This window comes from uncultured Roseobacter sp. (genome assembly GCF_947495025.1).
GTDB lineage: Bacteria > Pseudomonadota > Alphaproteobacteria > Rhodobacterales > Rhodobacteraceae > Roseobacter.
On record NZ_CANLXG010000002.1, the window covers coordinates 1,052,989 to 1,078,166 of the forward strand.

Annotated in this window: 27 protein-coding genes; 11 read left to right on the forward strand and 16 right to left on the reverse strand. The window is 59.9% G+C overall.

The features are described from left to right. Position 1 precedes the first annotated feature (1 nt). Entirely contained in the window at positions 2-289 is a 288-nt protein-coding gene (locus Q0792_RS13310) for a hypothetical protein (RefSeq protein ID WP_298841325.1), read from the reverse strand. Positions 290-464: 175 nt separating this feature from the next. Between Q0792_RS13310 and Q0792_RS13315 the strand changes: the two genes are divergently transcribed. The 3 genes from Q0792_RS13315 (at position 465) to Q0792_RS13325 (ending at position 2,927) form a co-directional block, all read left to right on the forward strand. After that, positions 465-938, forward strand: coding sequence for a hypothetical protein (locus Q0792_RS13315; protein ID WP_298841329.1), 474 nt, complete (start codon positions 465-467; stop codon positions 936-938). Positions 939-1,109: 171 nt separating this feature from the next. Then, positions 1,110-1,739, forward strand: coding sequence for a ribonuclease HII (locus Q0792_RS13320; protein ID WP_298841332.1), 630 nt, complete (start codon positions 1,110-1,112; stop codon positions 1,737-1,739). A gap of 87 nt (positions 1,740-1,826) precedes the next feature. Continuing rightward, complete coding sequence (locus Q0792_RS13325) at positions 1,827-2,927, forward strand: site-specific DNA-methyltransferase (RefSeq protein WP_298841335.1); 1,101 nt, start codon at positions 1,827-1,829, stop codon at positions 2,925-2,927. Between the two features lie 101 nt (positions 2,928-3,028). Here Q0792_RS13325 and Q0792_RS13330 read toward each other — a convergent pair whose 3' ends face one another. The 3 genes from Q0792_RS13330 to mutY form a co-directional block, all read right to left on the reverse strand. After that, positions 3,029-3,460 (reverse strand): response regulator, encoded by a 432-nt coding sequence (locus Q0792_RS13330; protein WP_298841336.1) that lies wholly within the window; start codon positions 3,458-3,460, stop codon positions 3,029-3,031. Between the two features lie 86 nt (positions 3,461-3,546). Beyond that, a complete protein-coding gene (locus Q0792_RS13335; RefSeq protein ID WP_298841342.1) occupies positions 3,547-4,668 on the reverse strand; it encodes an alkane 1-monooxygenase in 1,122 nt (373 codons plus the stop codon). 53 nt (positions 4,669-4,721) lie between these two features. After that, positions 4,722-5,789: an A/G-specific adenine glycosylase gene (mutY, locus tag Q0792_RS13340; RefSeq protein ID WP_298841345.1), complete on the reverse strand. Its 1,068-nt coding sequence runs from the start codon at positions 5,787-5,789 to the stop codon at positions 4,722-4,724. Positions 5,790-5,876: 87 nt separating this feature from the next. Between mutY and Q0792_RS13345 the strand changes: the two genes are divergently transcribed. Genes Q0792_RS13345 through Q0792_RS13355 form a run of 3 tightly spaced genes read left to right on the forward strand, consistent with a single transcriptional unit; the run spans position 5,877 to position 8,193 of the window. After that, positions 5,877-6,386 carry a DUF721 domain-containing protein gene (locus Q0792_RS13345; protein WP_298841348.1) on the forward strand — a complete coding sequence of 170 codons (510 nt, stop codon included), beginning with the start codon at positions 5,877-5,879 and terminating at the stop codon, positions 6,384-6,386. A gap of 11 nt (positions 6,387-6,397) precedes the next feature. Continuing rightward, positions 6,398-7,075 (forward strand): DsbA family protein, encoded by a 678-nt coding sequence (locus tag Q0792_RS13350; RefSeq protein WP_298841351.1) that lies wholly within the window; start codon positions 6,398-6,400, stop codon positions 7,073-7,075. Next, on the forward strand, positions 7,075-8,193 hold the full coding sequence (locus Q0792_RS13355) for a CaiB/BaiF CoA-transferase family protein (RefSeq protein WP_298841353.1): 1,119 nt from the start codon (positions 7,075-7,077) through the stop codon (positions 8,191-8,193). The genes Q0792_RS13350 and Q0792_RS13355 overlap by 1 nt, the downstream gene beginning before the upstream one ends. Positions 8,194-8,198: 5 nt before the next feature. Here the strand turns inward: Q0792_RS13355 and lpxK are convergent, their stop codons facing one another. The 6 genes from lpxK to Q0792_RS13385 form a co-directional block, all read right to left on the reverse strand. Further along, a complete protein-coding gene (gene lpxK / locus Q0792_RS13360) occupies positions 8,199-9,203 on the reverse strand; it encodes a tetraacyldisaccharide 4'-kinase (RefSeq protein WP_298841358.1) in 1,005 nt (334 codons plus the stop codon). After that, positions 9,190-10,437, reverse strand: coding sequence for a glycosyltransferase N-terminal domain-containing protein (locus tag Q0792_RS13365; RefSeq protein WP_298841361.1), 1,248 nt, complete (start codon positions 10,435-10,437; stop codon positions 9,190-9,192). Before Q0792_RS13365 ends, lpxK begins: the two co-directional genes overlap by 14 nt. Positions 10,438-10,443: 6 nt before the next feature. Further along, positions 10,444-10,686, reverse strand: a complete 243-nt coding sequence (locus tag Q0792_RS13370; protein ID WP_298841364.1) for a DUF4170 domain-containing protein — start codon at positions 10,684-10,686, stop codon at positions 10,444-10,446. 81 nt (positions 10,687-10,767) lie between these two features. Beyond that, positions 10,768-11,544 carry a 3'(2'),5'-bisphosphate nucleotidase CysQ gene (locus Q0792_RS13375; RefSeq protein ID WP_298841367.1) on the reverse strand — a complete coding sequence of 259 codons (777 nt, stop codon included), beginning with the start codon at positions 11,542-11,544 and terminating at the stop codon, positions 10,768-10,770. Further along, on the reverse strand, positions 11,531-12,877 hold the full coding sequence (locus Q0792_RS13380; protein ID WP_298841371.1) for a TldD/PmbA family protein: 1,347 nt from the start codon (positions 12,875-12,877) through the stop codon (positions 11,531-11,533). Before Q0792_RS13380 ends, Q0792_RS13375 begins: the two co-directional genes overlap by 14 nt. A 121-nt stretch (positions 12,878-12,998) precedes the next feature. After that, positions 12,999-14,501, reverse strand: a complete 1,503-nt coding sequence (locus Q0792_RS13385) for a DUF2125 domain-containing protein (RefSeq protein ID WP_298841374.1) — start codon at positions 14,499-14,501, stop codon at positions 12,999-13,001. Positions 14,502-14,632: 131 nt separating this feature from the next. On the opposite strand from Q0792_RS13385, the gene Q0792_RS13390 reads away from it, so the two are divergent. After that, complete coding sequence (locus tag Q0792_RS13390; protein ID WP_298841377.1) at positions 14,633-15,382, forward strand: SDR family oxidoreductase; 750 nt, start codon at positions 14,633-14,635, stop codon at positions 15,380-15,382. Positions 15,383-15,388: 6 nt separating this feature from the next. On the opposite strand, the gene Q0792_RS13395 is transcribed toward Q0792_RS13390, so the two are convergent. Next, complete coding sequence (locus Q0792_RS13395; RefSeq protein ID WP_298841379.1) at positions 15,389-15,682, reverse strand: HNH endonuclease; 294 nt, start codon at positions 15,680-15,682, stop codon at positions 15,389-15,391. Between the two features lie 72 nt (positions 15,683-15,754). On the opposite strand from Q0792_RS13395, the gene Q0792_RS13400 reads away from it, so the two are divergent. Both Q0792_RS13400 and Q0792_RS13405 read left to right on the forward strand, forming a co-directional pair. Then, positions 15,755-17,089 carry a mechanosensitive ion channel domain-containing protein gene (locus tag Q0792_RS13400; protein ID WP_298841382.1) on the forward strand — a complete coding sequence of 445 codons (1,335 nt, stop codon included), beginning with the start codon at positions 15,755-15,757 and terminating at the stop codon, positions 17,087-17,089. Further along, on the forward strand, positions 17,086-18,270 hold the full coding sequence (locus tag Q0792_RS13405) for a TIGR03862 family flavoprotein (protein WP_298841384.1): 1,185 nt from the start codon (positions 17,086-17,088) through the stop codon (positions 18,268-18,270). Before Q0792_RS13400 ends, Q0792_RS13405 begins: the two co-directional genes overlap by 4 nt. Here the strand turns inward: Q0792_RS13405 and Q0792_RS13410 are convergent. Beyond that, a complete protein-coding gene (locus tag Q0792_RS13410; RefSeq protein WP_298841386.1) occupies positions 18,249-18,833 on the reverse strand; it encodes a glutathione S-transferase family protein in 585 nt (194 codons plus the stop codon). The two genes, Q0792_RS13405 and Q0792_RS13410, sit on opposite strands and share 22 nt — an antisense overlap. Before the next feature lie 124 nt (positions 18,834-18,957). Here Q0792_RS13410 and Q0792_RS13415 point away from each other — a divergent pair, with 124 nt between their 5' ends. Beyond that, complete coding sequence (locus tag Q0792_RS13415) at positions 18,958-19,389, forward strand: GFA family protein (protein WP_298841389.1); 432 nt, start codon at positions 18,958-18,960, stop codon at positions 19,387-19,389. On the opposite strand, the gene holA is transcribed toward Q0792_RS13415, so the two are convergent. The 4 genes from holA to Q0792_RS13435 form a co-directional block, all read right to left on the reverse strand. Continuing rightward, complete coding sequence (gene holA, locus Q0792_RS13420; protein ID WP_298841391.1) at positions 19,386-20,387, reverse strand: DNA polymerase III subunit delta; 1,002 nt, start codon at positions 20,385-20,387, stop codon at positions 19,386-19,388. The two genes, Q0792_RS13415 and holA, sit on opposite strands and share 4 nt — an antisense overlap. Then, entirely contained in the window at positions 20,384-20,863 is a 480-nt protein-coding gene (gene lptE, locus Q0792_RS13425; RefSeq protein ID WP_298841394.1) for an LPS assembly lipoprotein LptE, read from the reverse strand. Before lptE ends, holA begins: the two co-directional genes overlap by 4 nt. Further along, positions 20,850-23,387 (reverse strand): leucine--tRNA ligase, encoded by a 2,538-nt coding sequence (gene leuS, locus Q0792_RS13430; RefSeq protein ID WP_298841397.1) that lies wholly within the window; start codon positions 23,385-23,387, stop codon positions 20,850-20,852. The genes lptE and leuS overlap by 14 nt, the downstream gene beginning before the upstream one ends. A gap of 94 nt (positions 23,388-23,481) precedes the next feature. Continuing rightward, positions 23,482-23,976, reverse strand: a complete 495-nt coding sequence (locus tag Q0792_RS13435) for a DUF3576 domain-containing protein (RefSeq protein ID WP_298841400.1) — start codon at positions 23,974-23,976, stop codon at positions 23,482-23,484. A 245-nt stretch (positions 23,977-24,221) separates the two neighbouring features. Here Q0792_RS13435 and Q0792_RS13440 point away from each other — a divergent pair, with 245 nt between their 5' ends. After that, positions 24,222-25,166, forward strand: a complete 945-nt coding sequence (locus Q0792_RS13440; protein ID WP_298841402.1) for a porin — start codon at positions 24,222-24,224, stop codon at positions 25,164-25,166. Positions 25,167-25,178 lie beyond the last annotated feature (12 nt).

Genomic DNA, 25,178 nt, shown 5'->3' on the forward strand with positions numbered 1-25,178 from the left:
GTCAGAAGCGGAGGTAGTTTGGTCCTGCACTCTGTTTCCTTTCAGCCAGCCCGTCGGCATTAAACACTGACACGATGTTCAGCAAGGTCCAGCCCTGCGCGGAAAGACGCGCAGAAAGCTCTGCTCTTGCGGCCTGCTTCGAACACTGTGAGATCTCGGCCACGCCATAGTGCAGCCGCAGCGGGTTATCCTGTTTGGCTTTGTAATCAGCATAGCAGTCGGCAGCCTGAACGACGTTGCCGATGCATATCGCGATGGTCAGCACAAAGATGAGAGCGGTCTGTTTCATACCCCGACTTTGCGCCTGCATACCGGGATATTCAATAACAAAGGGGGTTTAGCGCCGCTGTTATCAGATAGCAGCCGGGCGATATTGCCTGTCGGCGGGGAGTGGGGCCAGTTTGATTGCACAACAGGCCGCCGGTCAGCGGATGGCCCGCAGAAAACTCGAAAGGACCAGCCTCATGTACAGGAAATTCATTGCCACAGTCGCCGCCGCCGCCGTCTGCATCACCGCTGTTGGTGCCGCGCCGGCCAAAGCCGATGAGGATGTACTGAGGGCACTGGCGGCGATTGCCGGTGTTGCGATCGTCGCCAAAGTGATCAGCGACCGGAACGACCGTAAGCGCAATAAAGCTGTAACCCGTAACACGTATAAACCGGTGCAGCGCAGTCTTGATCCGGTTTACCGGCTGGAGCCACGTCCACTGCCCCGTCGCGCCCAGCGACGCCTGTTGCCGGGCGACTGCCTGCGCAGCATTCCGACGCGCGACAGAACATACCGCGTTTTCGGTAAGCGCTGCCTCGAGAAACACTACAGCTATACCAACGAACTTCCCCATTCCTGCAAGGTGAAGTTCAAAGGCCCGAACGGCAAGCGCAGAGGCTGGGATGCCCGCTGCCTGCGCCGTGAGGGGTACCAGTTGGCCCGCCGCTGAGGACGGGTCATCGCTGGCGCCGCCCGACCCCGGCCGGTGCCACACCTGGGGAGGGGGTGTTCGGGCACTTCCTCCCAATTTAACCAGTGCGGCGCGCGTTCCGGGAAGGGGACGCGCGTTTTTTTGTGCCTGCGGGTTGAACTGTTGCTGTGTTCGGTCAATCACAGGGGGATGAAACCGGATTTTGACATGGAACGCGCTGTCATGGCGATCGGCACCGAGCGGGTGGCCGGCGTGGATGAAGTGGGGAGGGGGCCCCTCGCCGGGCCGGTTACGGCCGCGGCCGTCATCCTTGACCCTGACAATATCCCCGACGGCCTGAACGATTCAAAGCAGTTGTCGAAAAAGCGCCGGGAACACCTGGCGGACCTGCTGATGGCATGTGCGGAGGTCTCGGTCGGGCATGCGTCTGTTGCCGAGATCGAGCAGATGAATATCCTGCGGGCCAGTCATATTGCCATGCAGCGGGCTCTGGCCGGTCTAAGGTCAGCACCGGATCACGTGCTGATCGACGGGTCCATGATCCCGCGGGGGCTCAATCTGCCCGCGACGCCGGTTGTAAAGGGAGACACCCGGTGCCTGTCCATTTCGGCTGCGTCGATTGTCGCGAAAATTGCCCGTGACAGGATCATGGTGGATTTGGCGCAACAGCATCCCGGCTATGGATGGGAAACCAACATGGGATATGGATCAAAAAGTCACATGGAGGCGCTTCAAAATCTTGGGCCGACCCCACACCATAGACGTACTTTCCGGCCGGTCCACAATATGTTGTATCAAGAGAAAATCGTAAGCAGTTGATTCAAAAAAGAATTTGACCGCGAATCAGGTTTGACTCATCTTGGTCTCAACCAACGAGTGCAAAAGCACCGGGACAGAGGCAGAAAGATGAAAACAAAAACCAAGAGCGCGGCGGCGCTCCCCCTGAACACGATTCTGGACGGTGACTGCATCGAAATGATGAACAGCCTGCCTGAAGAATCCGTTGATCTGATCTTCGCAGACCCGCCATATAACCTGCAGCTCAAGGGTGACCTTCACCGGCCGGACAACAGCCGGGTTGATGCGGTGGATGATCACTGGGACCAGTTCTCCAGCTTCAAGGCCTACGACGATTTTACCCGCGCCTGGCTGAAAGCTGCGCGTCGCCTGCTCAAACCCAACGGGGCGATTTGGGTGATCGGGAGTTATCATAACATCTTCCGTGTTGGCGCTGCACTGCAGGACCAGGGGTTCTGGATCCTGAATGACGTTGTCTGGCGCAAATCAAACCCGATGCCGAATTTCCGCGGAAAGCGCTTCACCAACGCGCATGAAACGATGATCTGGGCTGGGAAAAACGAGGCCAGTAAGTACACCTTTAACTATGAAGCGCTCAAGGCGCTGAACGAAGGTATCCAGATGCGGTCAGACTGGGTTCTGCCCATTTGTAACGGGCACGAGCGGCTCAAGGATGAAAAAGGCGACAAGGCCCATCCGACGCAGAAACCCGAAAGCCTGCTGCACCGTGTGCTTGTCGGGTCGACAAATCCCGGCGATGTCATCCTTGATCCGTTTTTCGGCACCGGAACCACGGGTGCCGTGGCCAAAATGCTGGGCCGGGACTTCATCGGGATCGAGCGTGAGGCAGCCTATCGTAAAGTTGCGGAAAAGCGCATCAGCAAGGTCCGCAAGTTTGATCGCGAAGCGCTTCAGGTCAGCGCGTCAAAACGGTCAGAGCCTCGTGTGCCATTTGGCCAGCTGGTGGAACGAGGCATGCTGCGACCGGGCGAAGAGCTTTATTCGATGAACAAGCGTCACAAAGCCAAAGTCCGCGCAGACGGAACGCTTATTGGTGATGATGTCAAAGGGTCGATCCATCAGGTTGGCGCCGCGCTTGAAAAAGCGCCCAGCTGCAATGGCTGGACCTACTGGTGTTTCCGACGCGACGGTAAAACCGTTCCGATCGACGTCCTGCGCCAGCAGATCCGCTCGGAAATGGACGGCTGAACATACGAAATTCACGAACACCGCCGGTGCCTGTGGCCTTCTGAACGAGGCTGCCTGTAAAGGCACACACCTCAGACCCCGCCATTTATGGCGGGGTTTTTTTACAGCCCGTACCGGGGTTTCCTTTTCTGACGGGCCTTGAGCGCATCATGAATGAAACGGGCACCAAAGTCAGACTTGTCCACGACATGGCGAACCCCCGCAATTTGTGCCTTCTGATACATAAACGGTGTCGGAAAATCACTGACCATGATCACCGGAATATCTGCATGCGCAGGGTCCTCGGACAGTTCGACAGCGAAATTCGCACCGATACCGTCCGGCAGACTGTTGTCCAGCAGGATCAGATCGGTGCGCATCTGCTTTACACGGTCGCGCGCTTCGGCAAGGGTCGCGGCCATAACGACCTTCATGTTGCTGAAACTGCGGGCCATGATACGGCGAAATTTTTCCTGATCGAATGCGCTGTCCTCGACGACCAGACAGGTCCCGTTGTTCCCGCCGCCGACAGCGCTCATTGCCTGAACATACATAATAAACTCTCACGCCTCTCCACCTGATCAGGCACCATGGCAGAGAACCACTAACAATTGGTTTGCGCTGTTATGATCCGGGGTGTTCAGGTGCCGTTGTACGGGGTCCAGTCGTCAATATCCGGATAGTGCCGGGCGCGCCATTGCCGGACGCGCGGGTTCATGATCCGCCGCCAGAGCGGAGGAAACATCGCCGCCATTGTCATCACAGGATATCCGTAGGGCAGCTGGGGTGCTTCGGCTTCCGGATAGGTCTGCAGCACCGGAAAACGTCTGTCAGGCTTGAAATGGTGGTCAGAATGCCGTTGCAGATTGATCAGCAGCCAGTTCGACGCGCGCTGATCCGAGTTCCAGGAGTGATGCGGCTGAACAGGTTCAAACCGGTTATCGTCGAGCTGCCTGCGGGTAAGGCCGTAGTGTTCGATATAGTTCACCAGCTCCAGCTGCCACACGGCAGTACCCGCCTGAACAGCAAAGAGCCCCAGGCCCGACCAGCCACCGAGCATCAAAGCCAGCGTGATCATGCCCGACTGCAGGATCAGATACCGCAGGAACGGGTTGGCCGGCGTCTTCCAGGCCAGTCCCCGACGCGCCAGCATCCGCGTCTCTGCACGCCATGCAGACACAAACGACTGGCGCAGAACGCGCGGATAAAACCGATGGAAACCTTCGTTATACCGCGCTGTGACTGCATCCCGCGGTGTGCCCACCCAACGATGGTGCACCAGCAGGTGTTCGGACCGGAAATGGGAATAAAGTACCATGGCCAGCAGAATATCGGCCATCCAGCGTTCAGCCCGGCTGCGCTGATGCATCAGCTCATGGCTGTAGTTGATGCCGATCGTGCCGGTAATGACCCCAACGCCAAAGAACAGCCCGATCCGTTCCGGCGTGCTGAGATGGCCGGCCTGCGGGACGTACCACACAAGCCAGAAAAGCATCACGAACTGCAGCGGTGTCCAGATCAGAGTGATCAGCGTGTGCCATCGCAGCGCATGCGCCGGGGTCATCGGATCGGCATTATCAGTGTTGCGGCCGATCGCCAGATCCAGGCCGGAAAACAGATACCATGTCACAAGGGGCAGAAGCGCGATCGTCCAGCCCCCCTGCAGCGCGCCCACAACGGCGAGCGGCGGCAGAGCGAGCGAGACCCAGAAAGGTGCGGCACTGGGTGGCCGGGTTTCTGGTATGGCTGTTTCAGCTGGCATGGCGCAATCCTAAGCCGCGCCGCATTGCTGCGCCAAGCATGACGCGACGACGCTCACCGGATAAGATCGAAAGCTTTGCGCATGACAGTCGGCAGATCCGAAGGCCGGAAGTTTTCCGGAGCAACAAATGCCCCCCTGTCACATTGCGTTCCGGAATCGATCTGAGCCGTCCGGACCCTGAGCAGCAGATGAAAGTGGGTGAAGGTGTGACGTATCTCGGCATCAACCGGTTGCCAGTCTGCCGGGCAGGGCGGCGGCGTTTCGGGGAGTGGTTCAGAGACGTCAATCCAGTCCGATCCGGGCCAGCCGAGCATCCCGCCCAGCAGGCCTTTGTCAGGGCGGGTCTCAAGCAGCCAGGCGCCATCCCGGCGTTGCCCCACAAAGATGATCCCGTGGCGCACAGGTTTCGCCTTTTTGGGTTGTTTGCGCGGCAGGTCCGGTGCCGTGCCGAGTCGCCTGGCCTCGCAGGGTTCGCGCCAGGGACAGATGCCACAGGCCGGTGATCTCGGCGTACAGACAGTTGCCCCGAGATCCATTACCGCCTGGGCATAATCGCCCGGGCGTCTGTCCGGCGTCAGTGCCTTGGCTTCCCGCATCAGTTCCGGTTTGGCGTCAGGCAGCGGCGTGTGGATATTGTGCAGTCTGGCCATAACGCGTTCGACATTGCCGTCCAGAACGGCGTGCGGCAGGTCGAAAGCGATCGAGGACACAGCGGCAGCTGTGTAAGGCCCGATGCCGGGCAGTTTCACCAGGGCGTCATAGTCCGCCGGGAAAGCCCCGCCGTGGTCTGCCACGACCGCCCGGGCGCATTTCAGCAGGTTGCGTGCCCTTGCATAATAGCCCAGCCCGGCCCATTCACCCATCACTTCGGAGTCTTCGGCGGCAGCCAGATCGCCTACCGTTGGCCATCGCCCGGTAAAGCGCTGAAAGTAGTCTCTGACCGTCACGACAGTCGTTTGCTGAAGCATCACCTCAGACAGCCACACCCGGTAGGGATCCGGCAGAGTGCCTGCCTTGCGTTCACCGGGGGGGACACGCCACGGCATTTCGCGTGCGTGCACATCGTACCAGTCCAGCAGGGTATCACTCAGCCCGGGGCGGGCTGCTTGCTCGTAACGCAATGTTTATCGTCCTCCGCTCAGTCGCGGGCTGGTTGCCACGTGGATCACGGGCTATGTTACCTCACAGATTTCTGAGGGAAGATAGCGATGCCGCCGCGCCGCGCCAGTACAAAAGGGTTCAGGCAGACGTCCAGCCTGCTGCAAAGCCGGATTCGCAGTGCCAGCGAGAGCCGCGGCTTTGCTCAGAGCCGGCTTCTTACGCACTGGGAAGAGATCGCGGGTGCAGATGTGGCCGCAATCTCCCGACCTGTCGAGGTGAGCTATGGTCGTGGAGGCATGGGCGCCACGCTGACGCTGCTGACAACCGGTGCCAACGCCCCGGTTCTGGAGATGCAGAAAGAGCAACTGCGCACACGTGTGAATGCCGTCTACGGCTACAATGCGATTGCCCGTATCCGCGTCACCCAGACGGCTGCGAGGGGCTTTGCAGAAGGCCAGGTCGATTTTACACACAGGCGCCAGGATTCCGAACCGAAGGTCGTGGATCCCTCTGTCCGGGAAGCGGCCCTTGCAACTGCCAGCCCTGTGGAGGATGAGGGGCTGCGCGCGGCGCTGACACGCCTTGGCGAAAACATTCTGAACAGAACAAACCGGTAAAAGGAAAACCCATGTCGCGTATGATGATTATCTCTGCTGCGGTGGCAGTTATTGGTCTCGGAGCCTGGTTTGTGACCAGTCCCTCTGGCAATCAGGCAACCGAGGTCACCCGGATTGACCCGATTGGCGCTGCCAGTGCGCAGGAAAGCGACATCGATACCTCGGGGGTTCAGGAAATGTCCCTGGGCAATCCGGATGCCCCGGTTACGGTTATCGAGTATGCGAGCTTTACCTGCCCGCACTGCGCCAGCTTTCACGCCGGTGCCTACAAGCAGCTCAAGGCTGACTATATCGACACGGGCAAAATAAATTTTGTCTACCGCGAGGTCTATTTTGACCGGCCCGGCCTCTGGGCCTCCATGATCGCGCGCTGTGCCGGCACCCCAACGGCCTTTTTTGGCATGGCTGACCTGATCTACGAGGGTCAGTCGACCTGGGCGCGCGCCGGCGACATGGTTTCCATCGTTGATGAACTGCGCCGGATCGGCCGTCTGGCAGGGCTCGACGGTGACACGATGGAGGCCTGCCTGCAGGATGCAGACAACGCCCGGACGCTGGTGGCATGGTACCAGGAAAATGCTCAGGCCGATGGTATCGACAGCACCCCGAGCTTTGTGATCAACGGCGAAAAGTACTCCAACATGGCGTATTCTGACATGGCGGCCATCATCGACGCCGCTGCAGAGTAATGTCAGCTCCCCTGCAGGGGTTAAAGGTTGTCGAACTTGCCCGGGTGCTTGCGGGCCCCTGGGCAGGTCAGACTCTCTCTGATCTGGGATGTGATGTCGTCAAGATCGAGAGCCCGGCGGGGGATGATACCCGACAGTGGGGTCCGCCCTTTGTCACACGCGGCGAGGATGTCTCGGCCGCCTATTTCCATTCGACAAACCGCGGAAAGAAGTCTGTTACAGCAGATTTCAGAACGCCGGAAGGTCAGGCCCGGGTCCGGGAACAGCTGGCGGATGCTGACATCCTCATCGAGAACTTCAAAACCGGCGGGCTGGCAAAGTACGGGCTGGATTACGAAAGCCTAGTCCAGGATTTTCCCCGTCTGATCTATTGTTCGATTACCGGTTTCGGGCACACCGGACCCTATGCATCAAGGGCGGGATACGATTTCATTATTCAGGGTATGTCAGGTCTGATGTCGCTGACCGGCGAACCGGACGGGCAACCGCAGAAGTATGGTGTGGCCATAACGGATATCCTGACCGGAATTTATGCGACCACCGGTATTCTGGCTGCCGTGCACCAGCGCCACCAGACCGGACGGGGCCAGCACATTGACATGTCGCTGATGGATGTAGCGGTCGCTGTAACGTCGAACCAGGCCCTGAATTACCTGACCACCGGAAAGCCGCCGCAACGCATGGGCAATGCACATGTGAATCTGGCGCCCTACCAGGTTTTTGACTGTGCGGACGGCCATATCATTATCGCCACAGGCAACGATGGCCAGTATCAGCGCCTTTGCCGGTTGCTGGGGCTGGATGACATGGCGACTGCGCCGGCGTTTCTGAAGAACGAAAACAGGCTGGCCAACCGTGCGGAGATGATCCGCCGTCTGTCCGGTGCCACGGTGAAACGGACCCGTGACGATCTGCTTGCGGCCTGTGAGCAACAGGGCGTTCCGGCCGGACCCATCAACGATATGGCGGATGTTATGGCTGACCCCCAGGTTGTTGCCCGGCAGATGGAGCTGTCGCTGGAAGACGTTCCCGGCATTCGCGCGCCGTTTTCCTTTTCAGACGCAGACCTTGCACTGCACAGACCTGCGCCGCGCCTTGGCGAGAACAACGACGACTGAGGCGCTCAGGGTGCTTTGAGCGTCGCGAGCAGGTCCAGCAGTGCGTTTGGCGTCTCTTCAAAATGCAGACGAACCGGCAGTGTTATCACCTTCATCCGGAAGGCTGCCGGCAGGCGGACTGCATCTTTCTCCGTTGTAACCAGTTGTGCGCCACGCGCTTTGGCATCTGCCTCCAGCCGTCCCATCAGACCTGCGGTCAGAGGCTGGTGGTCATCCAGCGGTTCTGCGTGAACGAGATCGGCACCCAGCTGACGGAGTGTTGCAAAGAACTTCTCAGGATGGCCTATCCCGGCGAAAGCAACAGCGCGCATGTCCGACCAGTCCATCCCTGTCCTGAGTGGCTGCAGGGCCGCTCTGACGTGAGGCGGTGCGGCATGTTCCGGCGGGTGATAGTGCCTGTCAAAAGCCGACTGAGCCGCGGCATTTCCGACAGACAACAACACGTCTGCGCGCGCCAGACCGGTCGCGACCGGCTCGCGCAGTGGCCCCGCCGGCAGGCACCTGCCATTGCCGAACCCTTTTTCAGCGTCGACGACAATAATCGATACATCCTTTTGCAGCGCAGGATTCTGAAAACCATCGTCCAGAACCACAACAGTCGCACCGGCGTTTTCGGCAGCGCGTCCGCCGGCCGCCCTGTCTTCGGAAACCCAGACTTCTGCAAATGCGGCGAGCAGTAACGGTTCATCCCCGACATCCGCTGCGCTGTGGCGGGCCGGATCCACGCGGACCGGTCCTTTCAGTTTCCCGCCATATCCACGGGTTACAACGTGCGGTGTGTGAAAGGCATCCGTCAGCGCTCCGAGCACGGCGATGACTGTCGGCGTCTTGCCGGTACCGCCTGCATTCAGATTGCCAACGCAGACAACAGGCACACCCAGACGGACACCATCTGTCCCTGCGAGACGCCGGGCGGTCAGATGCCCATAGATCCACCCCAGCGGTGCCAGAAGCCGTGCGCGTGCGGCGGGCGCATCCGCCGGTGTGTGCCAGAAATCAGGTGGTCGCATGTGTCCCACCTTCCCGCGCGTCCAGGGCGGTTTCGACCAGCCCGATCACGCGGTCCGTCAGAGCTGCGCCCTTGCTGATCACGTCCCAGCCTGCATGAGCCATCGCGGCGGCCTGATCGGGTGAAATAAGCTGCTGCACAGCTGCACTCAGGCTGTCGGCATCATTGACGATACGTGCAGCACCCGCGCTGGCAAGCCGCGAGTAGAATGGCAGATACCGGCGTACGTTTGGTCCATAGAGAACAGCGGATCCCAGAGCCGCCGCCTCAAACGGGTTGCAGCCCCCGTAACCGGGTACCAGTGAACTGCCAAGAAACGACACCGGTGCAACGCGGTAAAACAGGCCCAGATCCTGCGGATCGTCCGACAGCAGTACCTGTGTATTGTCATCCGGTTCCTCGCCGGCTGACCAGTCACAAAGGCGCATGCCCTCGGCGCGGACTTTGTCGGCGACAGAACTGGTATCAGTTGCCTGACGCGGGTTCATGATGAGGAGGAGACGGTGGGACATACGCGAAGCGGCGCGGTGCGCGGCCAGCACGGGACCGGCTTCCTCCGCCTGCAGGCGTGCGGCCAGCCAGACCGGGCGGCCACCCAGCAAAGCAGACAGATCCGCAATGTCTCCGTCATCGCAGGCCAGTGCCTGCCCACCGGCCTGAAGAGGTGGCGCGCGTTGTATCAGTCTGCGGTCTACACCAAGCGCCTCGATGCGTTCTGCCGCACCGGCAGAGCGCACCAGGATCGCGTCAAAGCCTGACAGAATGCGACGCGTAACATCCGGCAGCCAGCGATCATGCCGTGTGTCAAAACCGTCGTTGCCGGCATCGATCAGGATCATGCTTCGTCCCGACTGCAGCACACTGTCTATCAGCGCAGGCCGCAGTCTGCCCCAGACCCAGATACCAAAGTCCGGCTGGTAATGGGTCAGGAAACTGTCGATGGCGTCAGGGTGTTCAGAAGGTAACCGCTCCAGCGTTACGCCGTCGGGAGGTGTCCAGCTGGTTCGGACATCCCGCAGTGTTTCATCGTCAGGCAGTGTAAGCAGAACCTGGACGCCGTGGCGCGCATTGCGGATACGGAGCGCAATGTCCTGTACGGCCAGATAGTTCCCGGGCTCGGCCGCGTGAATCCAGACAAGCTCATCGCGTAACCTGGAGGCAGATGGCGCAAAGGCGCGCTCGGCTGTGTGACGCGACAGCGCGCGCCAGGCCGCCAGCCCGAGAGAGCGGCCCATGTCCTGTTATCCCAGCTCTTCGGTTGCAGAAGCTGCGGCCTCTTCGTCCCTCAGACGGTGCAGGTGCGCAATGAAGTAGCGCATATGGGCATTGTCCACGGTGCGCTGCGCCTCTGATTTCCAGGCGTTGAATGCTTCTTCGTAATTCGGAAAAATACCGACCACGTGTATGTCATCCACGTTTTTGAAGGTGTTGCGGGTCGGATCGACCAACTCTCCGCCAAAGACGAGATGGAGCCGCTGTGTCATGGGACATTTCCTTTGTACGGGGTAACTGAGCCTTAGGTTGCGTATATGCCCGCCGGGGTCAAGACGTGCACGCCCAGTATCTCAGCGCTGCAGCGCACGCATCAGTCCGGCGTGCATTGCCTGTCCGGCCGCCACAACGCCGTCAAGACGAGCGCCGGGATTGTTGAACCGCAACGGATTGCCCCTGCGATCCGTGCAGGTGCCGCCGGCTTCGGTCACAATAAGCGCACCGGCTGCGATATCCCATTCCCATGCGGGCCGGAACGTCAGCATTGCGTCAAAGCGACCCTCGCCGACGAGACTGAGCCGATAGGCCAGTGACGGGCGGTGCGCCCTGCGAAAAGACGGGACGCCACTGTGCCAGTGACCGGGTTCTACCGCAGGCTTTGTTGCCAGTATGTCGGCCTCACCCGGATCGTGACGGGTTGACGTGGTGATCGCATTGCCGTTCAGAAACGCGCCGCCTCCCTCGGCTGCAGTGTAGAGCATATCGCGGCGTGGCAGACAGACAGCGCCGGCCGTAACCCTTCCCTGATGTACCACTGCCACCGAATGCGCCCAGGTACGGGACCCTTCGACAAAACTGCGTGTCCCGTCGATCGGATCCACAACAAACAGTGTTTCCTGACCAAGGCGCGTGTCATTGTCTTCGGTTTCTTCTGACAGCCAGCCGTATTCGGGACGTGCTGTGCGCAACACATTCTCCAGATACGCGTTGACGGCAAGATCGGCCTCGGTGACCGGGCCAGCACCGCCTGGCTTGTCCCAGCGCTGCGTGCTGTCGACGGCGTAACTTGTTGCGATCCTGCCGGCGATCCTGACTGCGTCAGAGATGAGCGCCAGATCAGTTTCCTGCAAGGGTCATCCCCGGCACCAGAAGTGACGGTACCCGCCGGCTGAGGTGCTGGCGGGCGTCATTGGCGGGGACAACCGCCAAAAGCATATCACGCAGGTTTCCGGCGATCGTGCATTCATTCACGGCGCCGGTGATTTCACCGTTTTCGACCCAGAGGCCTGCAGCACCACGGGAATAGTCACCGGTGTTGGGATTGATTGTCGACCCGATCATCGATGTGACGAGCAGGCCCGTGCCCATATCCCGGATCAGGTCCTCGCGGCTCGCCTCTCCGGGTGTCAGCGTGACGTTCCACGTGCCGGGTGAGGGTGCGGAGGAGGTGCCCCGCGTGGCATTGGCGGTCGACGGCATCTCCAGTTTCCGGCCGGTGGCGAGATCAAGCGTCCAGCCTGTCAGTGTGCCGTTTTCAATGATGCTGCGGGCTTTTGTCGGCAGACCCTCGGCATCGAACGGGCGCGATCCCGGCGCCCGGGGCCGGTGTGGCTCCTCGAGCAGGCTGAGAGCATCCGGCAGCACCTGCTCCCCGAGGGCGTTCCGCAGCCAGGACGCCCCGCGCGCAACCGCGCTCCCGTTGAGTGCTGCAAGCAGATGCCCGATCAGCGACGAAGAAATACGCTCATCGAAGAGAACCGGGTAGGTTCCGGTAGGCGGCTTGCGCGCATCCAGTCTGGCCAGGGCGCGTGTCGCGGCCCGCTGCCCGATCTCTGCCGCATCACGCAGGTCAGCCTGGAAAATGCGGCTGTCGGCATCGTAGTCGCGTTCCATGCCGGTGCCTGTACCGGCAATCGCCACACACGAAAGCCCTCGGTCGGTGCGCTGGTAACCGCCGGAAAATCCATTTGTTGCGGCCAGATGTATTTCCCGCGCGGAATACCCCGCAGAGGCGGACTGGACCTGGGTAATCCCGTCAACTGCATGTGCTGCAGCCTCGGCAGCCAGTGCATCATCCTGAAGAGCAGCGGGCAGGGGCTCATCGGTGGGGTCTGACAGTTCCAGCGCGGACGCGTCACGCATTGTTGCGAGCTGTTCGGGGTCGGCCAGTCCGCTGTAAGGGTCTTCGGGTGCCTCACCTGCCATGGCAACAGCGCGATCCGCCATTTCCGCGATCGTGCGGTCGCTGGTATCCGAGGCCGAAACTGTGGCGCTCCGATGCCCTAAAAAGACGCGCAGACCAAGGTCCGTACCCTCAGAGCGTTCTGCCTGTTCCAGCGCGCCGTTGCGCACATCGATGTTCACAGAGGTTCCGCGCACAACGATTGCATCCGCGGCCTCTGCGCCGGCTTTGCGCGCGGCGTCCAGAAGCCTGCCGGAAAGGTCTTCGATGGCTTGGGTCATTGGATACCTCTGTACCTGCGTGTCGTGTTACCGCCTCGTGGTTGCGCCACGACGTAGCTGTGCGGTGCCCCTGCTGCAAGGGGCACCGGAAAAAAGGCAGGCACCCGGGTGTTGCGCCGGGTTACTGGATGCGCTGACCGTTGGCGATGATGTGGCCCTGTTCGTTGATCTCGATCCGCGAGTTCAGCGTATCGGGCGCATTGCCGGGCACCGCAAGCAGCCCCATCATCATACGCGCGGCCATCGCCTGTTCCTCGGGCAGAAGGCCGATGCTGACGAGATTGTCGATCAGGCCGTTCCCGCCGGTCAGGCTGAGATCGACGCCACCCACTGGTCGGGGAAACGGAGCATCTGATTCCGCAAAGGTGAAAGCGCCTTCGCCCTGCAGTTTGGCACCGGCCAGCTCGAGGCGCAGTTCACGGACATCAAGACTTTCGATGTCTGCGGGCGTTTCGCCGGTTTCGCCGGCTGCGGCCATGGACGCCGGATCAAGAAAATCAAAGAGAACGGTCGCCTTACCCGCCAGATCAATGATGAGCGTGGCCGGATCGCGGGGCAGCTTGCTGCCACTGTCGATCATGTTCCACAGGAAATCATCCATTGTGAAATCTTCCAGTGACAGCGCCAGCGAGAAATCTGCAGGCGTGTCCGTTTTTCGCAGGGGCATGCCCAGCTCAAAGCCGGACGTCTCCGCGGCGAAAGCAATGGGGAAGGGCAGCGCACTGGATTCGTAAGTTGCCGCGACTTCACGCTGAGTGCCGCCGTACAACAGCCCGTCCTTGCCCATCCGGACATCTACAACCGTTTCATCCGATGTCATATTGAGGCTGAAATCGGTTTCTTCCCCGCTCGAGGTCACCTGGTGCGTGGCGATCCCCATCCGGAATTCACCGCTGGCCGCAAAACCGGCCGAGAGCATTTCACTCATGTTGAGCTGTTCGGTGACCAGCACGGGCAGGTCCGATGTTCCCTCAAAAGAAAGACCGCTGATCTCACCGGACATACGCCCCGCGCCGTCCCCCTCGGGGTCGGAGAAACTGATCTGATAGGTCGCATCGCCGGCGGTCATCTGCTGGTCATAGACCCGTGAGCCACCGAGGATCATCGTGGTTGTCCCTGCGACACCGCTGATGCTGCCCTCTGCAGTGTACAGAGATGCTCCATCAATGTCCGGACCACTGGTCAGGAATGAAACCGTATCCGCCGCGTAGGTATACAGCATCTCGGCCGGTGAGCCGCTGGCCAGCGCCTCAAGCCCTGACAGCCGGTATTCGACGGTGCTTGTAAACACCTCACCGTCCGGGCCGGTAAACTCGGAAACTACCGGCACGACGGTGGGCATACCGATGTCGACGGCCCCGTCGCCCGTTTCCGTCAGTGTAATATTGTCGAGCTGCATGATCATCGACCCGGTGTCCGGTCCAAAAGATCCGGTGATGCGGATGTCACTGATGCTCAGGGTATCGCCGGACCGGTTTTCCTGACCGGAGATCCGGTACCCGATGCCTGCCATATAGGCGCCGATATCATTCCATACGTCGTCCGCGGTGACATCTGCGGCGGCTGGTCCGGCCAGGCCTGCGATCGCTGCAACAACAGCGGTACAATTCTTTAAATGAAACATGCTTCGATCCTCTGGGAAACCTTTGGGCGCATCGTCTGTTATGGTCGTATGATGGTCAAGGGGCGCCGGGTCTGGACGGTGCCGCGCCCTGACACTACCACCATCATCAGGTATTTTGGGAGAGCCTCGCTATGGATATGAGTAACAGAACCGTTGTGATTACCGGCGCAAGCCGTGGTATCGGCGCCGAAACAGCGCGGATCTTTGCCCGGGCGGGTGCCAGTGTGGTGCTGCTGGCCCGCAGCCAGGGGGCCATTGCGGATCTCGCTGGCGAGATCGGCGAGAAAGCAATCGCGATTCCCTGCAACGTTGCCCGCTATAGCGAGGTCGCTGCCGCTGTGGCAACGGCTGCAGAACAGTTCGGCAGCATTGACGTGCTGATCAATAATGCAGGTGCGATCGAGCCTATCTCGCGGATGAGCGGGATGGACCCCGACGGCTGGGGCGATGTGATCGATATCAATCTCAAGGGTGTTTTCAACTGCATTCATGCGGCCCTGCCGGTGATGAAGGCAGGCGGCGGGGGATCTGTTCTGACGATCAGTTCGGGAGCTGCGCACAATGCGATAGAAGGCTGGAGCCACTATTGCTCGTCCAAGGCTGCGGTAAACATGCTGAACCGGTGCCTGCACCTGGAGGAGGCCGACCACGGTATCCGCGCCATCGGTTTGTCGCCCGGCACTGTTGCCACGCAAATGCAGCGGGAAATCAAAGCGTCGGGCATCAACCGGGTGAGCCAGCTGGCATGGGAAGACCACATTCCGGCGGACTGGCCTGCGCGCGCGTTACTGTGGATGTGTGGTCCGGAGGCGGATGACTGGAAGGGTGGCGAGATTTCGCTGCGCGACACGGATATCCGCAAAGCCGTCGGGCTGATCTGAACCTGTTCAGCGTTTCCGCCGCCTGCCAGGGATTTTTGACTGGAAACCCGGCGGGCGTCTGCTGACCCACTTTATAAATCCGGCCAGCCTGGGATGCGCGCGCAGGGCGTCGGGTGTGTTGTAACTGCGCGCCAGTTCTGATTCGGTCAGCGTGGCGTGTATTTCCCTGTGACATATGTGGTGAAGCAGCACCACCGGACCTCCCCTGCCGCCTTTAAGCTTCGGGATCAGGTGATGCAGGCTCTGGCTGACATCCGGCGGAATGGGTCTGTGGCAGAGGGGGCACACAGGGTCTGACATAAGGCTTGCTCTGGCTGGCGGGCGCAGGCATGAACCTAGATGCACAGGCGCACATGAAAAGAGGGAGCGGCCGTGGAATTTGATCTTTCCAGCCAGCCGGAGATCGTACAGCAGGCAGCAGGATATGCCCTGCAGGTCTGGGAACTGGCTATGTCCTGGGTGCTCAGCCCTGCGGCCTGGTCCCAGTTTGCGCTGCTTCTCGTTGCTTGGTTGCTGGCCGTTTTTACCGCCAGACGCCTGCGCGGAGGGCTGACGCGAATTCTGACGCCCGAGGAAACAGCTGAAAGCATGCTGGCGCAGACCCGGCGCTTTGCGCTCACCCTGTTGCCGCTTCTTTTGCCGCTGCTGGCCTATGTCTTTACGGCCATCGGTGAAAGCGTTGTACGGTCCCTCTTTGACAGCGGTGCTGTGATCGCCTTCGGCAAACGCGTTTTCATGTTTCTTGCGGCAAGAACGCTCGCGCGGGAGATTCTCACTGACCCGCTGCTGAAGCTGCTGGGGCGCTACGTGCTGATCCCTGTGGCTGCGCTCTATGCGCTGGGCCTTCTTGACCTGCTCGTTGACCGGCTGAACGAAATGACCGTCAGCCTTGGCAATATCTCCTTCTCCGCCATGTCTCTGGTACGGGGGATTATCGCCGGTGGTGTCCTGTTCTGGCTGGGGGGCTGGTCCAACAGGCAGACTTCGCAGTTCATCGAAAAACAGGAAGAGATGCGTCCCTCTCTGCGACAACTGCTCGCCAAGGTGGTGGAATTCAGCATCTTTGGCATCGCTTTCCTGCTGCTTCTGAACATTATGGGTATCAACCTGTCGGCACTCGCTGTGATCGGTGGTGCGATTGGTGTCGGCCTGGGCTTCGGGCTTCAGAAAATCGCGTCGAATTTTATCTCTGGCGTGATCCTTCTGATCGAGGGGCAGGCAACAGTCGGGGATTACGTCGAACTGGACGGCGGGGAATCCGGTCAGATTGTCAAAATGACTGCCCGTGCGGCGATTCTCGAAACCTTTGACGGTCGCTGGATTGTGGTGCCGAATGAGGATTTCATCACAACGCGGGTTGTCAATTATTCTGACAGTGGCTCTGCGAACCGGTATGAGGCCCCGTTTTCGGTCAGCTACGACACCGACATCAACCTTGTGCCCGGAATCATCGAGGCTGCGGTTGCCAGACACCCGGATGTCCTTGATGCCCCGTACCCGCCCGACTGCGAGCTGCGCGGGTTCGGGGACAGCGGCATCGATTTTGCCGTCGAGTTCTGGGTGAACGGTCTGGATGACGGGCCGAACAAGTACACGTCTGATGTGCTGTTTCTGATCTGGAACGCGCTTAAAGAGCACGACATCGAAATCCCCTATCCGCAGCGTGTTGTGGAGATTAAGGGCGGGCTTCCGCAGGACGACGCGTGAAACATGCACTGATCGTCGGGGCAGGCCCGGCAGGTCTGATGGCGGCCGAAACCCTTTCCGCCGCAGGTCTGCGTGTGACGCTTTGCGACGCGTTGCCCTCTGCCGGGCGGAAATTCCTGATGGCCGGAAAGTCGGGTCTTAACCTGACGATGGACGAACCTCTGGCGCAGTTCCTGACAAATTACCGTGAAAGTACGGACTGGCTCTCGCCGTTTGTAGAGGAGTTCGATGCATCGGCGGTCAGGGACTGGGCGCAGGGACTGGATCAGGAGATTTTTACCGGCTCGACGGGTCGGGTGTTTCCCAGGGCAATGAAAGCATCGCCTTTGCTGCGCGCATGGCTCGCGCGTCTTGCCGCAAACGGTGTTTTGTTGCGGACCAGAATGCGTTGGCAGGGTTGGGACGACAACGGCAATGCCCTGTTTGACACGCCATCGGGATCTGAAAGCGTTACCGCGGATGTCACTGTTCTGGCGCTGGGCGGCAACAGCTGGTCAAAACTGGGCGCGGACGGACGCTGGGCCGCCATCCTTGAACGCAGGGGGGTGCAAACCGCCCCTTTTGCGCCCTCAAACGCGGGCCTGGCCGTCGACTGGACCGATCACATGCGAGGGCATTTTGGCGCAGCACTCAAATCTGTTCGCTGGTCGGCAGGCGCTCAGACATCGCGCGGCGAGGCGGTTCTGTCGGCAAGGGGTCTTGAAGGCGGCGGTATTTATACTCTTTCGCCGGCCCTGAGGCAGGGTGCTGCGCTGCGTATCGATCTGGTTCCGGACCTCACACCAGAGCAACTGACCGGTCCCAAAGCGCCTGCAAGGGGCAGAACGCTGTCGCATTGGATGAAAAGCACACTGCGCCTGTCGCCGGTGAAAGCGGCGCTGGTTTTCGAAATGGCCGGGGGGCAGCGCGCGGACCCGCAGAACTGGGCATCTTTGATTAAAGAACTGCCAGTGCGGCACAACGGATTTCTGCCGGCGGACGAGGCCATTTCGACGGTTGGCGGTGTTTCGCGCGCGGCCGTGACCGGCGATCTGATGCTCAGCGCAGTCCCCGGGGTATTCTGTGCCGGTGAGATGCTGGACTGGGACGCCCCCACCGGCGGATATCTGATAACGGCCTGCCTTGCCACCGGACGCCACGCAGGCCTTGGTGCGCTGCGCTATCTTGCGGCAGCGGCCTGATAGGCGGGTCTTTCGCGCAGGTTTTTCGCATAGGCAAACAACCTGTCATCTACCCGCGGAAACTTTGCGCCGACGGACCAGTTGATGCAGTGACAGGCAAGAATATCAGGTATGCTGATCTCGTCTCCCATCAGAAACGGACCGTCAATCATAGATGACAGCCGGTCGGCCGAAGCGACGAATTCGGCCTTCAGTGTTTCCTTGATCTCGGGCATCCGCAGATCCTGAGGCAGGACAAAACTGTGTTTTGCTGCTGCCCAGAGCACGGCGTCCATCTCGTCAATCAACCAGAAGGTCAGCGCATCCTGCCGCGCGCGCGCAACGGTGCCTGCCGGCGCTGTCAGCTTGCCGTGTTTGTCCGCGAGGTAGGTGATTATTGCCATCGAATCGGTGAGCACCGCGTCGCCGTCCGTCAGCGCCGGTACTTTGCCGGTCGGGTTATAGCGCGTCGCTTCATCCGACCTTGGGGGAGCGGGAATATGCTCATACGGCTCGCCCAGTTCCTCAAGCATCCAGAGAACGCGCATAGCACGTGATTTTTGCGGTCCGATGACGGTATACATAGTGTGTTCTTTCAGGTGAGTTCCGTTTTGCTGACCCTGTCACGCGGCCCGATCGCTGGCAACTGCTGTCGGAAACTGTCAGCAGTTATCTGTATTCTGAGAGAAACAGACTTAGGAGAATGTCATGTCCCGGACCGGAAGCTGCCTGTGTGGTGCTGTAAGTTTTGAAGTTGCGAAAGACATCGCAGAAACCGGTGCCTGCCACTGTGGCATGTGCCGAAAATGGAGCGGTGGAGTATTCCTTGGCGTCGAGGTGCCAGGTGATCAGCTCAGCATTTCCGGCGCCGAAAACCTCACCACTTATTCCTCTTCGCCTTGGGCCGAGAGAAGCTTTTGCAAAACGTGCGGAAGCAGCATGTGGTACCGCGTTACGGCACCTGGCCCACACCATAACGCCCATCACATCGGGTTTGGCACCTTTGATACGCAGGACGGCGTTACTCTGACAGGCGAGATCTACATCGACAAAAAGCCGGCCGGTTACACATTTGCAGAGAAAACGCACCAGATGACAGAAGCCGAGGTTATGGCGATGTTTGGCGGTGCAGAAGGCTAGCGCGCGCCCAGCATGGCGAGGCGGATAAAGGCGCGTTCCACAAGAGCCATACCCGGTGCGTGTTGCCCTGCAGATCGCAGCTGAAGGTCAGTGTCCGTCAGAACAGTCAGCGCCGTTTCCAGCCGTGCCGCACCCCAGCGACGTGACTGGGCAAGCATCCGGTCACGGTTGGGGCCAAAGATAGTCGGTCTGCCCGACGAATCGCTGGCGGCGCGGTGCAGCGCCCGGAAATGCCGCATGGCTCCGATGCATAGTCCCACCGGTGTCGCCCCCTGTGCCGTCAGCTTTTGCATGACCGGACCGATTTCCTGCGCGCGTGCTTCTGCAACGACCATCAGAATGTCGTCGATATCCGCCTCAGTTGATGTCGGCGCACAGGCTGCTACGTCAGCCTCGCTGACCGCTGCAGAGTCCCCGATTTTGTAGAGCGAGAGTTTTTCCACCGTCTGACGGAAGTCGCCCGGATCAAGCGCCTGCGCCAGATCGGTGAGTGCGGCCATCACGTCACCCGTGGGCAGTTCGAGCCCCGCGTCGCGCAGGGATTGCTCAATTTCGGCACGCGTGGGCGGATTGTCATAGATACCGGTGGCATAGGCGTTCGGATGTGCCTCAAAGGCCTTACGCAGTTTCGATGTCGGCTTGAGATCACCTGCGGTGACGACAATCTGCGCGTCGCCATCCTGCCAGTCTGCCAGCGCTGTCAGGATTGCAGGTGCTGAGTTCTCATTTGCGTCCTCTACAAAGACGGCCCGCTGGCCGGGAAAAAAACCGACCGCCTTTACCGCATCAGTCAGAAGCGCCGGATCCTTGCGCAGTTCGTTCCCGTTCATGCGCGTCAGGCGCATCTCTTCTTCTGCGGTCGGGCCAAGCAGCGCTGCGAGCATCTGCTGACGCTTCAGTGCGACACGCATGCCGTCGCGGCCAAAGATCAGAATACCGGTTCTGCCCGGGTCGGGCCTGGCAAAATAGCCGGTGGCATCGCGTGTAGACAGCTTCATGTCAGGTCAGCGGTGAGCAGCCTGACAATGATCTGATCGCCCAGCAGGACCATCAGGCGACGCAGCGCGTCCTGTTCAGCGGCCAGCGTCGCAACGGTGGTATCAGCGGCAGAATAACCTGTGAAGTTATCAACTGTTCCGGACAGTACAATCCGACCGGTGGTGTTGTCGATCAGCGTGTAATCTGCGTTGCCGAGCAGGTTGAACCGCGTAATGTCGCCCTCGCGATCAACGGCCAGGTCTTCCTGCGCCGTCGTGACGCTGACCGCCATGCGATAGCCCCCGGCCACGGACCGCCCGAGCCTCTCCTCGATCCGTCGCGTTATCAGATAGCCGCTTTCCGTGGTGGGATCATCGATCAAAATGTTGTTCTGCAGGCGGGTACCGTTCCCACCTGTGCTGTACACTGGCGTAAACCCGCAGGCAGCCAGGGCAAGCGGCAGGCAGATCAGAGCGCGGCGGTTAAACGACAACATTCACAATACGTCCCGGGACTACGACGACCTTTCTGGGTGTTGCACCGTCGAGGGTCCGGATGACAGCCTGATCCGCGAGGGCGATTTTTTCAACCTCTTCCTTGCTCGTATCGGCAGGCACGGTGATCTCAGCGCGGCGTTTGCCATTGACCTGAACAGGCAGCGTCACCGTGTCAGAAACCAGCATCGCCTCGTCCGCCGCCGGCCAGGGGGCTGTTGTGATCAGACCCTCGCCCCCCTGGTTCTGCCAGATATCTTCTGACAGGTGCGGTGTCATCGGAGACATCAGCTGTGCCAGCGTCATGATTGCCTCACGCTGGGCAGCGTAGCCGGCCCTGGATTTCTGCAGTGTCGCAGTAAACGCATAAAGCTTTGCAATTGCAGCGTTAAACCCAAAGCTCTCGATCCCCATGGTGACATCGTGGATGCAGCCATGCATCGCCCGGAGAAGGTCGTCATCGCCGGTGCCGGGGGCATCGCGGTCCATCTGCCCGATTCTGTCGCAGAGGTTCCAGACCCGGGACAGGTGCTTATAGGCGGCCTCAGCTCCCGAGGCCGTCCACTCAACATCCCGTTCCGGCGGGCTGTCGCTCAGCACAAACCAGCGTGCTGTGTCTGCGCCGTAAGCCGAAATGATATTTATCGGGTCGACGACATTCTTTTTCGATTTTGACATCTTTGCCGAAGGGACGATCTCCACCTCGGTGCCATCTGCCAGTTTCCCGTCGGTGACATCCTCGGGCAGGTGGTAAACCGGGCGGCCCTTTTCATCCCGGGTCTGGTAAATCTCGTGTGTCACCATCCCCTGCGTGAAGAGCGCGTCAAAAGGTTCAATCGCCGTTTCGGGCAGATGACCGGTGATATGCATCGCCCGGGCGAAGAAACGCGAATACAGCAGATGCAGAATCGCGTGTTCAATGCCACCGATATACTGGTCCACATTCATCCAGTAGTTCGCATCGTCGGAGACTGTCGGCGTATCCGCCGAGGGTGCCGTAAAACGTGCGAAGTACCATGAGCTGTCCACAAAGGTGTCCATGGTGTCCGTTTCACGCAGTGCATCCCTCCCGCAGGAAGGACAGGCGCAGTTGCGCCATGTCGGATGCCTGTCGAGCGGATTGCCGGGCGTGTCGAAATCGACGTCATAGGGCAGTTCGACCGGCAGGTTTTCCTTCTTTTCAGGGACAACGCCGCACGCGTCACAGTGGACCACGGGAATCGGACAACCCCAGTAGCGCTGGCGCGAAAGACCCCAGTCCCGCAGGCGGTATTTTGTCTGCCCGGTGCCCAGGTTGTTGGCTTCGAACCAGTCGATGGTCGCGTCGATACCCTGCTGGCTGGTCGCTTCACCGATACCTGCAAAATGGTCAATGAAAACCACTTTCTCGGTTTTGGCAGGGACCAGCGCTACATTCTCAACTTCGGTTTCGTCGCCCGGCAGGTAAAAGGCGTTGCGCACAGGCAGCCCGTATTTGCGCGCAAAGTCGAGGTCGCGCTGGTCATGTGCCGGGCAGCCGAAAACGGCGCCGGTGCCATAGTCCATCAGAACGAAGTTGCCGATCCAGACCGGCAGTTCCGTGTCCGGGTACACCGGGTGCCAGACGCGCAGACCGGTGTCGATCCCTTTCTTTTCGGCCTTTTCCATGGCCGCCTCGGTGGTATCCATCTTGCGGCATTCATCAATAAAGGCGGCAAGCTGCGGGTTATCGTCCTCGAGTGCCCTTGATACCGGGTGGTCGGGCGAGACAGCGATAAAGGACGCCCCACGCATCGTATCAGGCCGGGTCGAATAGCACAGAATGTTATCGCCGCCGTCGGTCCGGCGGAAAGGTATTTCGATGCCCCGGCTTTCGCCGATCCAGTTTTCCTGCATCAGCCGAACCTTGGCAGGCCAGTGTTCCAGACCGTTCAGTGCCTCTTTGAGCTCTCCGGCCATGTCGCTGATTTTAAAGAACCATTGTGTCAGCTCGCGCCGTTCTACATCGGCGCCCGACCGCCAGCCTTTGCCGTCGATGACCTGCTCATTGGCCAGAACCGTCATATCAACCGGGTCCCAGTTCACCTGCGCGTTCTTGCGGTAAACGAGGCCCGCCTCAAGAAAATCGAGGAACAATGCCTGCTGCTGGCCGTAGTATTCAGGATCACAGGTGGCGAACTCGCGCGTCCAGTCAATCGAAAGACCCAGCGGTTTCATCTGGTCCCGCATGTCGGCAATATTGCCGTAGGTCCAGTCTTTGGGGTGCCCGCCGATCGCCATAGCAGCGTTCTCTGCAGGCATGCCAAAGGCGTCCCAGCCCATCGGGTGCAGCACGTTGTGTCCGGTGGCCATTTTATAACGCGCGATTACGTCGCCCATGGTGTAGTTGCGTACATGACCCATGTGAATGCGTCCGGACGGATAGGGGAACATCTCCAACACATAGTACTTCGGCTTGTCTGCAGACCGGACGGCCCTGAAAATTTCGTTGCGGTTCCAGACGTCCTGCCAGCGGCTTTCGATCTCTGCCGGGGTGTAACGCGCCATTTCTGCGTCCTTTTTAACGTATCAGCGCCGGGACCCGGTTTGTGATCGGTGCCCGGCGCGGGAAAGAGTGTTTACTGTCGGGGGCAGAGACCTGTCAGAGGCTTCCGTCCAGGTTCCGGATCTGACGGGCCCGCGTCAGAATCGCGTCTTCGACAGCACGGATGGTTGCCGCACTGGCCGGACCGTTCCGCGTCTGCAGCGAGAGATTCAGCGATCTTGCTTCGAGCGCGGGATCATCGATAAGCACAGTCGCGCGATAGGCACGGCCGCTGCCGGGTGGCGTGCCATATCCTGTAATAATCACACCGGTGAAGGGGTCGACCGACTCAACGGGCAGGAATTCCAGTACCTCGAGCGATGCGGCCCACAGGTATTTGTTGACGCTGGTGCGGGTTTCAACCGCGCCCGAATTGCGGAAGGCATCCCAGATGGTCGTGCCCGTCTGAAAATTCCTGTCGCGCTGACTGGTAGGGTCAGTGAAATCCCTTGGGCCCGTATCGATACTGTTCGTCGAACGCCCTCCACAGGCAGCCAGCAACCCACAACACAATGCTGCTCCGATCCAACGCGCCGACGTGCTCTTTTTCATGAAAAACCTGCCCAAATGTTGTCTCTGAACCGTTTACTGCAGGAGTCCGTGCATCGCAAGCCGCATGCCGCTTTGCGGTGATTATGGCGGCATTAGGGCGGGTGTGGCATCAAAGCACCATATTCCTGAAATCCGGGCGTGCGAATTCTTTCAAAGCTTGAGGTCATGCGGCTTGTAAGACATTACACATTCACACTTGGGTTGCTTGTCATCCCGGGAAACATTCGTACACTAGGGACAACAACATGAAAAAAGTTCTTCTTGCATCCACGATGCTCGTCGCGACAGCCGGCATGGCTGCGGCGGATATCACATTCAACGGCTTCGGTCGTTTCGGTCTGCTTTACAACGAAGACAGTGCAGCTGGTCTCAGCGACACACGTCTGGAGCAGCGCTTCCGCCTGAACATCGTCGGCACAGCCGAAACAGATGGTGGCGTTAAGTTCGGCGCACGTCTGCGTATCGAAACAAACGACGAATCCAACGGCAACTCCGCCACTGGTGACGAAGGCGCAGCGTTCGAAGACAACGAGAACGCGATCCGTAACCCGGAATTCAACGTACAGGCCGGTGGTTTCCGCCTCGACGTTGGTAACACTTCCGACGTGATCGACTCCGGCGACGTTGTTAACTACTACGGCTTCGGCGTAGGTCTGACATCGTTCCTCGAGCAGTCCAGCGGCTTCAGCCTGCCGGCATCCGGCATCGGTGACGAAATCGAAGAAGCACCGACTGTAAAAATCCGCTACGCCATGGGTGATCTGACTGTTGCAGCGTCTTACACAGACAACGCAGAAGACAGCTTCGACTCCGAATGGCAAATCGGTCTGGGCTATGTGTTCAGCGCATACGCAGTTGGTATCGCATTCGGTAGCGAAGAAGGCGTAACAGACAACGACTTCTGGGCGGCATCGGTTTCCGGCGCGTTCAGCAACGTTGACTTCTCCTTCCTGGTTGCAGACAGCGACGTTCAGGACGACGTATCCTACGGTGCATCCATCTCCGTTCCGGTTGGCGCGGCGACAAGCATCCAGGCTGTTGTTTCCGACAACGGTATCGACGGTGACGACACAGCTTACGGCGTTGGCTTCCGCCACGACCTCGGCGGCGGCGTCTCCCTGCGCGGTGGTATCGGCAGCAACAACTCCGACAACACACAGGCTGACCTGGGTGTGATCTTCAACTTCTGAGTTGAACACATC

What these genes read in the sequence shown, in the direction of transcription:
- Q0792_RS13310 (WP_298841325.1), bottom strand. Translation starts at nt 289, where the DNA reads ATGAAACAGACCGCTCTCATCTTTGTGCTGACCATCGCGATATGCATC.
- Q0792_RS13315 (WP_298841329.1), top strand. Translation starts at nt 465, where the DNA reads ATGTACAGGAAATTCATTGCCACAGTCGCCGCCGCCGCCGTCTGCATC.
- Q0792_RS13320 (WP_298841332.1), top strand. Translation starts at nt 1,110, where the DNA reads ATGAAACCGGATTTTGACATGGAACGCGCTGTCATGGCGATCGGCACC.
- Q0792_RS13325 (WP_298841335.1), top strand. Translation starts at nt 1,827, where the DNA reads ATGAAAACAAAAACCAAGAGCGCGGCGGCGCTCCCCCTGAACACGATT.
- Q0792_RS13330 (WP_298841336.1), bottom strand. Translation starts at nt 3,460, where the DNA reads ATGTATGTTCAGGCAATGAGCGCTGTCGGCGGCGGGAACAACGGGACC.
- Q0792_RS13335 (WP_298841342.1), bottom strand. Translation starts at nt 4,668, where the DNA reads ATGCCAGCTGAAACAGCCATACCAGAAACCCGGCCACCCAGTGCCGCA.
- Q0792_RS13345 (WP_298841348.1), top strand. Translation starts at nt 5,877, where the DNA reads ATGCCGCCGCGCCGCGCCAGTACAAAAGGGTTCAGGCAGACGTCCAGC.
- Q0792_RS13350 (WP_298841351.1), top strand. Translation starts at nt 6,398, where the DNA reads ATGTCGCGTATGATGATTATCTCTGCTGCGGTGGCAGTTATTGGTCTC.
- Q0792_RS13355 (WP_298841353.1), top strand. Translation starts at nt 7,075, where the DNA reads ATGTCAGCTCCCCTGCAGGGGTTAAAGGTTGTCGAACTTGCCCGGGTG.
- lpxK (WP_298841358.1), bottom strand. Translation starts at nt 9,203, where the DNA reads ATGCGACCACCTGATTTCTGGCACACACCGGCGGATGCGCCCGCCGCA.
- Q0792_RS13365 (WP_298841361.1), bottom strand. Translation starts at nt 10,437, where the DNA reads ATGGGCCGCTCTCTCGGGCTGGCGGCCTGGCGCGCGCTGTCGCGTCAC.
- Q0792_RS13370 (WP_298841364.1), bottom strand. Translation starts at nt 10,686, where the DNA reads ATGACACAGCGGCTCCATCTCGTCTTTGGCGGAGAGTTGGTCGATCCG.
- Q0792_RS13380 (WP_298841371.1), bottom strand. Translation starts at nt 12,877, where the DNA reads ATGACCCAAGCCATCGAAGACCTTTCCGGCAGGCTTCTGGACGCCGCG.
- Q0792_RS13385 (WP_298841374.1), bottom strand. Translation starts at nt 14,501, where the DNA reads ATGTTTCATTTAAAGAATTGTACCGCTGTTGTTGCAGCGATCGCAGGC.
- Q0792_RS13390 (WP_298841377.1), top strand. Translation starts at nt 14,633, where the DNA reads ATGGATATGAGTAACAGAACCGTTGTGATTACCGGCGCAAGCCGTGGT.
- Q0792_RS13395 (WP_298841379.1), bottom strand. Translation starts at nt 15,682, where the DNA reads ATGTCAGACCCTGTGTGCCCCCTCTGCCACAGACCCATTCCGCCGGAT.
- Q0792_RS13410 (WP_298841386.1), bottom strand. Translation starts at nt 18,833, where the DNA reads ATGTATACCGTCATCGGACCGCAAAAATCACGTGCTATGCGCGTTCTC.
- Q0792_RS13415 (WP_298841389.1), top strand. Translation starts at nt 18,958, where the DNA reads ATGTCCCGGACCGGAAGCTGCCTGTGTGGTGCTGTAAGTTTTGAAGTT.
- holA (WP_298841391.1), bottom strand. Translation starts at nt 20,387, where the DNA reads ATGAAGCTGTCTACACGCGATGCCACCGGCTATTTTGCCAGGCCCGAC.
- lptE (WP_298841394.1), bottom strand. Translation starts at nt 20,863, where the DNA reads ATGTTGTCGTTTAACCGCCGCGCTCTGATCTGCCTGCCGCTTGCCCTG.
- leuS (WP_298841397.1), bottom strand. Translation starts at nt 23,387, where the DNA reads ATGGCGCGTTACACCCCGGCAGAGATCGAAAGCCGCTGGCAGGACGTC.
- Q0792_RS13435 (WP_298841400.1), bottom strand. Translation starts at nt 23,976, where the DNA reads ATGAAAAAGAGCACGTCGGCGCGTTGGATCGGAGCAGCATTGTGTTGT.
- Q0792_RS13440 (WP_298841402.1), top strand. Translation starts at nt 24,222, where the DNA reads ATGAAAAAAGTTCTTCTTGCATCCACGATGCTCGTCGCGACAGCCGGC.